The organism is Acidovorax sp. KPB24-07 (genome assembly GCF_057543315.1).
Genome location: NZ_BAAJYS010000110.1, coordinates 1 through 11,772 on the forward strand (window position 1 = coordinate 1; position 11,772 = coordinate 11,772).

The 11,772-nt window shown below is 67.0% G+C and carries 11 protein-coding genes; 5 read left to right on the forward strand and 6 right to left on the reverse strand.

Translation table 11 applies throughout. From position 1 onward, the window contains the following. On the reverse strand, nt 1-278 hold a 278-nt coding region (locus tag AC27IQ_RS13020; RefSeq protein ID WP_487089715.1), incomplete at its 3' end, for a hypothetical protein. A 170-nt stretch (nt 279-448) separates the two neighbouring features. Here AC27IQ_RS13020 and AC27IQ_RS13025 point away from each other — a divergent pair. From AC27IQ_RS13025 to AC27IQ_RS13045, 5 genes are all read left to right on the forward strand, one after another. After that, nucleotides 449-1,171 (forward strand): hypothetical protein, encoded by a 723-nt coding sequence (locus AC27IQ_RS13025; RefSeq protein WP_284404528.1) that lies wholly within the window; start codon nt 449-451, stop codon nt 1,169-1,171. A gap of 405 nt (nt 1,172-1,576) precedes the next feature. Next, nucleotides 1,577-2,242: a haloacid dehalogenase type II gene (locus tag AC27IQ_RS13030; RefSeq protein ID WP_317354235.1), complete on the forward strand. Its 666-nt coding sequence runs from the start codon at nt 1,577-1,579 to the stop codon at nt 2,240-2,242. Then, nucleotides 2,242-3,333, forward strand: a complete 1,092-nt coding sequence (locus AC27IQ_RS13035) for a phosphotransferase (protein ID WP_487089716.1) — start codon at nt 2,242-2,244, stop codon at nt 3,331-3,333. The genes AC27IQ_RS13030 and AC27IQ_RS13035 overlap by 1 nt, the downstream gene beginning before the upstream one ends. Next, entirely contained in the window at nt 3,330-4,697 is a 1,368-nt protein-coding gene (locus tag AC27IQ_RS13040) for an aspartate aminotransferase family protein (RefSeq protein WP_487089717.1), read from the forward strand. Before AC27IQ_RS13035 ends, AC27IQ_RS13040 begins: the two co-directional genes overlap by 4 nt. Nucleotides 4,698-4,701: 4 nt before the next feature. Further along, nucleotides 4,702-5,202 (forward strand): Lrp/AsnC family transcriptional regulator, encoded by a 501-nt coding sequence (locus AC27IQ_RS13045; RefSeq protein ID WP_284400048.1) that lies wholly within the window; start codon nt 4,702-4,704, stop codon nt 5,200-5,202. Between the two features lie 151 nt (nt 5,203-5,353). Here AC27IQ_RS13045 and AC27IQ_RS13050 read toward each other — a convergent pair whose 3' ends face one another. The 5 genes from AC27IQ_RS13050 to AC27IQ_RS13070 form a co-directional block, all read right to left on the reverse strand. After that, nucleotides 5,354-6,628: an acyl-CoA dehydrogenase family protein gene (locus tag AC27IQ_RS13050; RefSeq protein ID WP_487089718.1), complete on the reverse strand. Its 1,275-nt coding sequence runs from the start codon at nt 6,626-6,628 to the stop codon at nt 5,354-5,356. 62 nt (nt 6,629-6,690) lie between these two features. Next, nucleotides 6,691-7,776 (reverse strand): phosphotransferase, encoded by a 1,086-nt coding sequence (locus tag AC27IQ_RS13055; protein WP_284414487.1) that lies wholly within the window; start codon nt 7,774-7,776, stop codon nt 6,691-6,693. A gap of 34 nt (nt 7,777-7,810) precedes the next feature. Beyond that, nucleotides 7,811-8,530, reverse strand: a complete 720-nt coding sequence (locus AC27IQ_RS13060; RefSeq protein WP_092743762.1) for a Crp/Fnr family transcriptional regulator — start codon at nt 8,528-8,530, stop codon at nt 7,811-7,813. A gap of 226 nt (nt 8,531-8,756) precedes the next feature. Then, nucleotides 8,757-9,533, reverse strand: a complete 777-nt coding sequence (locus AC27IQ_RS13065; protein WP_487089719.1) for an oxepin-CoA hydrolase, alternative type — start codon at nt 9,531-9,533, stop codon at nt 8,757-8,759. Between the two features lie 69 nt (nt 9,534-9,602). Next, entirely contained in the window at nt 9,603-11,126 is a 1,524-nt protein-coding gene (locus AC27IQ_RS13070) for a 3-hydroxyacyl-CoA dehydrogenase (protein WP_487089720.1), read from the reverse strand. Between the last annotated feature and the right edge of the window lie 646 nt (nt 11,127-11,772).

Genomic DNA, 11,772 nt, shown 5'->3' on the forward strand with positions numbered 1-11,772 from the left:
CGCTGCCGCGCCAGCGCCCGTCGGTCGGCAAAGACATTGCAGGCGCGCGAGCCCAGCTTGTCGATCACGGCGAACGGGCAGGCCGCCGTGGTCGGCCGGTGCCCTGCACCCACCGCACCAATTGCACCGCGGTGTCCGGAGGTGCCCTCTGGCGGCCACGTCGCGCCGGTGCCAGCCCATGCTCCGGCAACGGGCAGCAGCCCCAGGGCCGCTGCGGCGATGGCGGCCCTGCGCGAGAGGGCGGCGGCGTGGGTCGGGGCGGCGGGCGGTGTGGTCATGCGGTGATATCGGATGGCCAGGCAGAAACGGCCTGGCAAGTAGCGAAGAAGTACCCCAAAAGTCCCAAGGGGTGGAAAGTGCCGTGCATGCTGGCGCGTGCAAGCAGAGGGGGCCGGTTTGGGCGAATAATGGCTGCTTCTGCCGAGCCTTTGCCTGATTTTTTCACACCATGTTCGAGCGCTTTCGCAAAGCCTTCGCCTTGGGCCCACGCCCCGACGATCCTCCGCGCCCCGTATCGCTGGAGGACACCGAGCAATGGGCGGCCGCGCAGGGCCTGGCTTTCTCGCGTACCGCGGAGCCTGGCGGGTTCCTGATGCTGGGCCAGTACGAAGGGCGCACCTGGCGCCTGGAGTGCGGGGCGCCACAGCGCCATTACCTGAGGGGCACGGAACTGCGCGCACGCATCGATGTGGGCGTGGAGCCCGACGTGGCGCTGATGCTGGTATCCCGCCCCCTCAAGGAGGCGCTGGAACGCGAAGCCTACGGTGCCTTCACCGACACGCTGCAGACCTCGTTGCCAGGGGACCTGCCCGAGGAAGTGCGCTGGCTCGCCATGTTCGAGGAGATGGCGTGGCCCGGCGTGCCGCTGCCTTTCTGGCAGCATTTCGCGGTGGTGGGCGAGGGCGGCCTGCACGCCAAGCGGTGGGTGCAGCCGTCCATGGTGTCCCATCTGCTGGAGATGCTGCTGCCGGCCCAGGGCGAGCCCGATGAAGCGGGCACGCGCGCGCCGAAAGCGCCGCCGCTGATGCTGATGGTGGCGCGCGGCAAGGTGTCGCTGCGCATCGAATACCCGGGCGACCACCTGCAGACACTGGCCGATGCGGTGATGCTGCTGCACGAGGCTGCCCGCAGCGCCCTGCAGCACCTGCCGCAGGGCACAGCGAAGAACTAGGACCGGCTGGCACGAATTGCGCCGAGGCGGATTCGCTGCGACCGTGAATGCAGGGAGATCGCAGCGGCTCGCTGCGGGCCGATCGAACGCGGTCTTCCAACGCGGCGAGCCAAGGCTGGCCTGACGAATCGGCAAGTGCTCAGCGCAACGGGACCTGCCCGTCGGCGCTGGGATTTCAGCCCCATTTCCCCATCGGGCCACCCCTGCGTGATCGCATGCGCAGGATGCGCCTCGCGATGCGGTAGTGGCCGCCATCGCGCCGGACGAGGGCAAAACAACACTATCCAAAAATGCCAGGCCCCGTGCAGATTGACAAAGAAACTGCTCGGGACTCGCATCGATATGGCATCTCCTGTAAAGGGTGCAGTCCTAGACTCGTTTCACCTCAACACAGCAGATCTGCCCATGATCTTCAAACCTCGATTCATCAGCTTCGACTGCTACGGCACGCTCATCAACTTCGAGATGGGGCCGACGGCAAAGATCCTGTTCAAAGACCGGGTGGCGGCCGATCGGATGCCTGCGTTCCTGGACAGTTTTCGGGCCTATCGCCTCGACGAGGTGCTGGGCGACTGGAAGCCTTTCTACGACGTGGTGGCGAACGCCATCCAACGTGCCTGCAAGGCGCACGGCATCGAATGCCTGGCATCGGATGCTGCCGCTTTGTACGACGCCGTGCCGACCTGGCAGCCACACCCGAACGTGGTGGAAGTGCTGGAGGCGATTGCGCCAGAAGTACCGCTGGTCGTCCTGTCGAACTCGATGGTCGACCTGATTCCCCACAGCGTCGCGCACCTCAAGGCCACCTTCCACGCGGTCTATACCGCCGAGGAAGCGCGCGCGTACAAGCCGCGCATGCAAGCCTTCGAATACATGTTCGACCGGCTGGGATGCGGGCCCGATCAGATGATGCATGTCTCGTCGAGTTTTCGTTATGACCTGATGACGGCGTCTGACCTGGGGTTCATGGCCAAGGCCTTCATCGACCGGGGCCATGAGCCTGCGTCGAGCGACTATGGCGTGTGCCGCCTGACAGACGTTCGCCAGCTTCCTGCATTGCTCGGACTCTGATGCTCCGCCTCGACCCCCACCTGGGAACCCAGGGCGCGATGCGTGACCAAGCCGCGGCACTGAGCACGGCAGCGCCCCAACTGGCGCCAGCCGAGGTGCAGCGGCTGGTGAAGCGCCTCTACGGCCTCGACGTCGGCGTGAGGGCACTCGCTGGCGAGCGCGACCAAAACTGCGCGTTGGAATCGGCCGACGGCGCGCGCTACGTGTTCAAGATCAGCAACCCCTCGGAGCGGGTGGAACTGGTCGATTTCCAGATCGCCGCCATCGAGCACATCGCCCGCACATCGCCCGGCCAGCCGGTTCCGCGCGTGGTGCGGATGCTGGACGGACGCGCGCGCGATACCGTGGACCTCGCCGGGGGCATCCGGACCACCGTGCGCATGCTCACCTACCTGGATGGCATCCAGATCCGGGAGACACCGCGCACCGCTGCCCAGCGGGTGGCGATGGGGCAAGGCCTGGCCGCGCTGAACCTTGCCCTGCAAGGCTTCACGCACCCGGCGGCGGCCCATGATCTGCTGTGGAACGTGTCGGCAGCGCATCGTCTGACCGTCCAGCTCGACAGCCTGGTGGAAGGCCCGAGGCGCGTGCTGGCCCAGTCGTTCATGGCCCGCTTCATCGACCACGTGCTGCCTCGCCTTGCTTCGTTGAGGGCGCAGGTGATCCATAACGACTATCACCTCTACAACGTGCTGGTCGCGCCGCACGACCCGTCGCGCATCACCGGCATCATCGACTTCGGCGACATGCTGCACGCGCCACTGGTCGGCGAGGTGGCCACGGCGGCGGCCTTCCACATGGCCGGCTGCGCCGATCCGTTCGAAGGGCCGGCGCAGTTCGTCAGGGCCTACCAATCCGTTGTGCCGCTGACCGAGCCGGAGCAGGAGATCGTCGCCGATCTCATGGCAACGCGCCACCTGATCACGGCCTTGATCTCGGAGTGGCGGGCCTTGCGCTATCCCGAAAACCGCGACTACATCATGCGGCACAACCCGGCGGCCTGGCAGGCGCTGTCGCAGATGGCAGACCTTTCCCGCCACGAGGCGCGCGACCGCCTGTTGACCCCCACACCCACTGAAACCCCGCCATGAAAACCACTGCTGATTTCAATATGGTCAATGCCTACATCCCCGGCCGAGCCCAGGTCGGCCCCGCCACCGAGGCCATGATCGATCGGCGCAATGCGCTGCTCGGCCCGGCCTACCGGCTGATGTATGAGCATCCGCTGCACATCGTGCGCGGTGACGGCGTTTGGCTGATGGACCCCCAGGGCCGCCGCTACCTCGACGCCTACAACAACGTTACCTCGCTCGGTCATTGCCACCCTGCAGTGACCGAGGCGATCTGCCGCCAGGTGACGACCCTCGCGACCAACACGCGCTACCTCCACGACACCATCCTCGAACTGGCCGAGCGCCTGCTGGCCAGCGTGCCGGGCACGGATCTGGCCCACCTGATGCTGACTTGCACCGGCAGCGAGGCCAACGACCTGGCTTATCGCATCGCCAAGGTGCGCACCGGCGGCACGGGGGTGATCGTCACCGACACGGCATACCACGGCATCACGGACGCCGTGTCGCAGTTCTCGCCCTCGCTGGGCCCGACCGTCGATCTGGGGGCGCACGTTCGCCTGGTGCCGGCGCCGCGCCGTTACCACGCGGAGGGTGCCGACCTCGGCGAGCGCTTCACGCGCGACGTCGAGGCGGCCATCGCCGACCTGCAGCGCCATGGCATCCGGCCGGCCGCCTTGATCGCCGATTCGCTTTTCACCAGCGACGGCATACTCCCCGAGCCCGCGGGCTTCCTGAAGGGGGCGGTCGAGGCGATCCAGCGCGCGGGCGGGCTGTTCATCGCCGACGAGGTGCAGCCTGGCTTCGGCCGCACGGGAGAGCATCTGTGGGGCTTCCAGCGCCACGGCCTCGTTCCCGACATCGTCACCATGGGCAAGCCCATGGGCAACGGCCAGCCGATCGCCGGCATCCTTGCGACAGCCGACGCCCTGGCGGAATTCGGCAAGAACTCCCGCTACTTCAACACCTTCGCCGGCAACACGGTCTCATGCGCAGCGGCCCTGGCGGTGTTGGAGACCATCGAGCGGGACCGACTGGTGCCGCACGCGGCCAGGATCGGCCGATTGCTGCTCGACGGCATCGCGGGGCTTGCCGCGAAGCACGAGGCCATCGGCGACGTTCGGGGGGCGGGGCTCTTCGTGGGCGTCGAACTGGTATCAAACCGGGCGACGCGGGCGCCGGCGCGCGAACTCACCAGCCGGGTCGTCAACCGGATGCGCGACAAAGGCGTGTTGCTCAGCGCGTGTGCCCAGGGACACAACGTGCTCAAGATCCGCCCGCCGCTGGTGTTGTCGGCGGAGCAGGCCGGCATGGTTGTCCAAGCGCTCGACGAATCGCTGGCCGAGACATGCACCACAAGGCAAGGCGGCTTGGCCATACGATAGCGCCATGAAATCGGCCATCCTGTTCGATCGGTTTGACCTCAAGATCCTCGCGCATCTTCAGCGCGAAGGGCGCTGCTCGAACGTCGATCTGGCCAAGTCGGTGGGGCTGAGCCCCAGCCCGTGTCTCCTGCGCACGAAGCGGCTGCAGGAGATCGGACTGATCCGTGGCTACAGCGCCGACATCGCGCTTGAAAAACTGGGGGATCACGTCATCGTGTTCTCCGAGGTCACCATCGGCAGCCACCGGCCGCATGATTTTCGAAAGTTCGAGGAAGGCGCCGGGAAGTACCAAGAGATCGTCGAGTGCTACAACGTCAGCGGCGGATACGACTACCTGCTCAAGATCGTGGTGTCGGGCATCGGCGCTTTTCAGGCGCTGATGGAAAAGATGCTGGAAGACGATATCGGCATCGAGCGTTTCGCTTGCCGGATTGTCCTGCGCCAACCGCATGGACGGCGCGAGTACCCCTTGGGGGCCATTGCGGCTCGGCAACGTTGGGAGTGACGGTGGGCTCCGGGTCGGGGGCGCCCCGTGCCGATTCTCGATGCCATGGAAAAACGCCCCGTGATCCGGGGCGATCGCAACCTCTTGGAGTGGAATCTGAAGGGCAGGGGTCCGGGATGCGTGGGCCCCTGCACCTTGGGGCTGCAGGCTGTCAGCAGCCGCGGGTGATGGGCGGCTCCACGCTGCTGCCGTAGGTTCCGTACTTGCCCAGTTCCCACTTGGCGATGGCGTTGCGGTGCACCTCGTCCGGGCCATCGGCAAAGCGCAGGGTGCGCGCGTTGGCATAGGCATAGGCCAGCGGAAAGTCGTCGCACATGCCGCCGCCGCCATGCACCTGCATGGCCCAGTCGATCACCTGGCAGGCCATGCTGGGCGCGACCACCTTGATCATGGCGATCTCGGTGCGTGCGACCTTGTTGCCGGCCACGTCCATCAGCCACGCCGCTTTCAAGGTGAGCAGGCGGGCCATGTCGATCTTGCAGCGGGCCTCGGCGATGCGCTCCTGCGTCACCGTCTGCTGCGAGACCGGCTTGCCGAAGGCGACGCGGCTGCTGGCGCGGCGGCACATCAGCTCGAGCGCGCGTTCGGCCAGGCCGATGAGCCGCATGCAGTGGTGGATGCGGCCCGGGCCCAGTCGGCCCTGGGCGATCTCGAAGCCGCGGCCCTCGCCCAGGAGGATGTTGGAGGCGGGCACGCGCACGTTCTCGAACACCATCTCCACGTGCCCGTGGGGCGCGTCATCGTAGCCGAACACGTTCAGCGGTCGCAGGATGCGGATGCCGGGCGTGTCGGCGGGCACCAGCACCATGCTCTGCTGGGAGTGGCGGGCCGCTTCCGGATCGCTCTTGCCCATGGTGATGAACACCGCGCAGCGCGGGTCCGCCGCGCCTGAGATCCACCACTTGCGGCCGTTGATGACGTACTCGTCGCCCTGGCGTTCGATGCGCGTCTCGATGTTGGTCGCGTCACTGGAGGCCACGTCGGGCTCGGTCATGGCGAAGGCCGAACGGATCTGCCCCTCCAGCAGCGGCTTGAGCCAGCGCGCCTTGTTCTCCTCGCTGCCATAGCGGGCGATGGTCTCCATGTTGCCGGTGTCCGGCGCGGAGCAGTTGAACACCTCGCTGGCCCACGGCACGCGGCCCATGATCTCGGCCAGCGGCGCGTATTCCTGGTTGGTCAGCCCGGCGCCGTCATAGCCCGAGGCGGCGGCGCTGTCCACCGGCAGGAACAAATTCCACAGCCCGGCGGCGCGGGCCTTGGGCTTGAGCTGCTCGATGGTGTTCAGGGCCGTCCAGCGCTTGCCGGCGGCGGTGTTGGCCGCCAACTCGGCGGCATAGGCGGGCTCCGAAGGGTAGATGTGGTCGTCCATGAACTGCCGCAGGCGTGCCTGCAGGTCCTGGGTCTTCGGTGAGTAATCAAAATCCATCGCGGTCCTCCGGTTGAAAGGCTTGGGGGCAGGCCGGCGGTGCTGCATCGCCGGCCGTGGTTTCACATGCGCTGGGCAAACCCCCAGGCCATCTGGGCCAGGGGCCGGGCGCCTTCGCCCGAGGTGCGTGCCTGGGCGCTGGAGGCGGTGCCGGCTTCCACCCGCTTGGCGATGCCTTGCAGGATCGAGGCCAGGCGGAACAGGTTGTAGGCCAGGTAGAAATTCCAGTCGGCGCGCAGCGCCTCGGGCGTGGTGAAGCCGGTGCGCTCGCAATAGCGGCGGATGTAGTCGGCCTCGTCCGGAATGCCCAGTGCCGCGATGTCCAGCCCCGCGATGCCGCGGAACATGCCCGGCGGGATGTGCCAGGCCATGCAGTGGTAGCTGAAATCAGCCAGTGGATGGCCCAGGGTGGACAGCTCCCAGTCCAGCACCGCGATCACGCGGTTCTCGGTGGGGTGGAACATCAGGTTGTCGAGCCGGAAGTCGCCATGCACGATGGACACGCGGTTCTCGTCGCGCGCGCTCTCCGGAATGTGCGCAGGCAGCCACTCCATGAGCCGGTCCATCTCCTCGATGGGCTGTGTGATGGAGGCCGCGTACTGCTTGCTCCAGCGGCCGATCTGCCGGTCGAAGTAATTGCCGGGCTTGCCATAGCCGGCCAGGCCCCGGTCGGCGAAACGCACCGTGTGCAGTGCCGAGATCACGCGGTTCATCTCGTCGTAGATGGCGCCGCGCTCGGCCGGTTGCAGGCCGGGCAGCGACTGGTCCCACAGCACACGGCCTTCCATGAACTCCATCACGTAGAACGCCCGGCCGATCACCGACTCGTCCTCGCACAGCACATGCATGTGGGGCACGGGCACGTCGGTACCGGCCAGCCCGCTCATCACCGCGAACTCGCGCTCGATCGCATGGGCCGATGGCAGCAGCTTGGCGACCGGCCCGGGCTTGGCGCGCATGACGTAGCTGCGGCCCGGCGTGACGAGCTTGTAGGTGGGGTTGGACTGGCCGCCCTTGAACATCTCCACCGTCAGCGGTCCGGCGAATCCATCCAGGTTCCGGCCCAGCCAGTCGCTCAGGGCCCGGGTGTCGAACGCATGCTGATCGGAGACGGGCCGGGTGCCGATGAAGTGGTCGTAGTTGCTCATGGAGTGCGGTGGAGATGGGAGGCCGGCGGGTCGGTCAGTTGTCGGTTTCTGCGATGCGCATCAGGGCTTCGCGGTCACGCACCACGAGGCCGCCCGGCTCGATGCGGATGGCGTCCTCGCGCTCCATCGATTTGAGTTCCTGGTTCACGCGCTGGCGCGAGGCGCCCAGCAATTGCGCCAGCTCTTCCTGCGCCAGTTGCAGGCCAATGCGCATCTCGCGTCCGTCCGAGAGGCTGGGAATGCCGTAGCTGCGCACCAGGTGCAGCAGCTGCTTGGCCAGCCGCGCGCGCAGGGGCAGGGTGTTGAGGTCTTCCACCAGCCCGTAGAGCTGGCGGATGCGCCGGGCATGCAGGCGCAGCATGGCTTCGTAGAACTCCACATGCGCGCTGAGGATCTTGCGGAAGTCTGCCTTGGCCACGCACAGGATGGTGGTGTCGCCATGCGCATAGGCATCGTGCGTGCGGCGGTCCCCGTCGAAGATCGCCACGTCGCCGAACCAGATGCCGGGCTCCACATAGGTCAGCGTGATCTGCTTGCCCGAGATGGAGGTGGAACTCACCCGCACCGCGCCGCGGGCGCACGCGATCCATTCCTCGGGCGGATCGCCGCGGGCGGCGATCAGGCCGCCGTCCTTGAAGCGTTTGACGTACGCGCATCGGAGAATGTCGTGCCGCAGAGAAGGGGAGAGGGAAGAGAACCAGCGACCGGTATTGATCGCTTCACGTTCTTCGATGGTAAGAATGGGGTCGTCCATTGGTCTGTCTTTTGGGTGACTGGTATCGCTTTCATTGTCGCGCCCGGGACCGGTGCGCCTGCTGCTCGTTGTCCCGGGGCTGTCGCCTGCGTGTCTGGCACGCGCGCACGGCCACGCCGCGACGCGCCGGGAGGCGCGGCACGAAGACGATGGCGGAACTCAGGGGCGGCGATTCGAGGCGAAATGCCCCGATGCCGGCGATTTATATGCCCTGATTGCTATCTTATTAATAGCGCGCTGGGCGCTTCTCCAGAAAGGCGGAGATGCCTTCACCCGCGTTGGGGTGCTGCAGGTTGCGCACGAAGTGCTGGCGCTCCTGGGCCAGCTGCGCGGTCAGCGTGTTCTGCGGCGCCTCGCTGATCAGCTCCTTGATGCTGGCCAGCGCATTGGGGGCGCGTGCGTTCAGGGTGTCCGCCAGTTCCAGCGCGCAGGCCAGGGCCGAGCCGGCCTGCGACAGCCGGTTGACCACGCCCAGGGCGTGCAGGCGTTCGGCATCCACCTTGCCACCACCCATGAGCATTTCGCTGGCCAGTTGGCGTGGCACGGCCTGGGCCAGGCTCCAGCTTGCGCCGCCGTCGGGCGACAGCGCGATGCTGCTGTAGGCCATGGTGAAGGTCGCGTTGCGCGCCGCCACGACGAGGTCGCAGGCCAGCGCCAGCGAGAAGCCCGCGCCGGCTGCAGCGCCCTCGACCGCGGCGATCACCGGCTTGGGGTAGGCGCGGATGGTTTCGATCCAGTGGTGCAGCGCTTCCACGCCCTGCGCCTGCGATTCGGCATCTTCCTGGCGCCGCGCCAGCAGCCGCTGCAGGTTGCCGCCCGCGCAGAACGTGCCGTCGGCGCCGGTGATGACCACGCTGCGCACCTCCGCGCTGCGCTCGGTGCCGTTCAGGGCTTCGATGCCCGCCGCGTAGATGGCCGGATCGAGCGCGTTGCGCATTTCCGGATGGCGGATGGTCAGCACGAGGGTCTGTCCGTGGCTGGTGCTCTGGAGTTGTGCGGGCATGGGCGCTTTAAGTAAAGAAGAGGCGGGCAGGGCCGGCGGTGCGCCGGCCCGCAGGGAAGATCGGTGGGTTCACTCTTCTTCGTGCAGCAGGCTGAGCCCGATCGCGCCGCGTCGGCGCAGCCAGGGGCTAGGCCGGTAGCGCGTGTCGCCATACACGGTCTGCATGTTGAACAGCACTTCGAGGATGTTGGTCGGTCCCCAGCGATTGCCCATGGCGAGGGGGCCCATCGGATACCCCAGGCCCAGCGTGACCGCCGTTTCCAGGTCGGCCGGGCTGCAGATGCCCTGCTGGCAGATGTCGCTGGCGATGTTCACGATGGTGGCCACCACGCGCTGCGTGACGAAGCCGCCGCTATCGCGGATCACGCTCACCGGCTTGCCGTCGCGGGCGAACAGCGCGTGGGCCGCGTTGCGGATGTCTACGCGCGTGGCGGGATTGGTGGCCAGCACGCGGCGCCTGGTGGCGGGGTCTTCCACCAGCATGTCGATGCCCAGGGTACGTGCCGGGTCGAGCCGCTCCACCACGGCCACTGTGGTGATGTCGAATCCCAGGGGCGCCACCAGCGTGATCGCATTGGGAGAGGGCGAGGTGCCGGTTTCGATCTGCGCGCCCAGGTCCTTGAGCAACTGGTACAGCTCGGCCCGCCGCGCGGCGCGGGGAGACACCCAGACCGGCGGTATGTGGTCCACGACCGGCGCGGCTGGCTCCGCGGGCACCTGCGCCACGCCGTCGGCATAGCGGAAGAAGCCTTCGCCGGTCTTCCTGCCAAGCATGCCACCGGCCAGGCGCTGGGCGGTGATCACGCTGGGGCGGTAGCGGGGCTCCTCGAAATACTGGTGGTAGACCGACTCCATGACCGGATGCGAGACATCGAGCGCGGTCAGGTCCATGAGTTCGAAGGGGCCGAGCTTGAAGCCGACCTGGTCACGCAGGATGCGGTCCACCGTGGCGAAGTCGGCAATGCCCTCGCTCACGATCCGCAGCGCCTCGGTGCCGTAGCCGCGTCCCGCATGGTTGACGATGAAGCCCGGCGTGTCCTGCGCATGCACCGGGGTGTGGCCCATGCAGCGGGCGTGCGCGGCAAGCCGCTCGCACACGGCGGGGTCCGTGCGCAGGCCGGCGATGACTTCCACCACCTTCATCAGCGGCACGGGATTGAAGAAATGGAAACCCGCCAGACGCTGGGGGTGTTGCAGCGCCGCACCAATGGCCGTCACCGAAAGCGAGGACGTGTTGCTTGCCAGCACGGCATCTGTGGCGACAATGCGCTCCATCTGTGCAAAAAGCGACTGCTTGGCGTCGAGCCGTTCCACAATGGCTTCGACGATCAGGTCGCATGGCGCCAGACCTTCCAGCGAGGACACCGCCGTCAACCGCGCCTGCCAGTCGCCGGCCTGGGCTTCGGTAATGCGGCCCTTGCCTACGAGGCGCAGCCATTGCTGCTTGATATGGTCAATCGCTTCGCCTGCTGAGTTAGGCTTGGCATCAAATAGAAGAACATTGCTGCCGGCCTGTGCCGCCATCTGGGCAATGCCCTGGCCCATGGCACCGGTGCCTATGATGCCCACGAAGGAAAATGGGTTGCTGGTCATGGGGCGCATTATGGCGGCGGCGTATTGGGGAGGACTTATGTGCCAGAATGGGCCGAACAAAAAAAGAAACTGTTGTGAAAATAAGTAACGCGATTCTTGGTGCAAGTTTGTCGATGGTTGCCTGCAGCGCCACGGCACTTTCGCTGGGCGCGAGCCGCGGCGCCGTGGTGCTGGGCGCTCCGGTGGATCTGGTGTTCGAGGTGCAGCCCGACCCGGGCACGGACATCGAATCGTCCTGCGTGGCGGCCCGGCTGGTGTCCGGCGAGACTCCAGTTCCGGATTCCAAAGTCCGGGTGACGCCGATACCCGCCTCGGCCGGCCGATCCGCTGCCGTGCGCGTGCAGGCCAATGTGTCGGCCGACGAACCCATTCTCACCGCCAGGCTCACCGCGGGATGCCGCGGTGGCGTTACACGAAACTACACTTTTTTTCGCGCAGCTGCCCGAATCGGCGGCTGGTACCTCCCGCCCCGTGGATCTGGGCCAATTGGCGCTGCCTCGCACGGCACCGGCCACAGGTCCTGGGCTGGCAGGCGACGGCGCGGCTGCAACGGGTGCGGGACGGACTTCCGCCGCAGCCACCACGGATGCACCCCCTCGCAGACCCGCGGCGGCGCCCCGTGCCCCACGGGCCCCCTGCCGCGAAT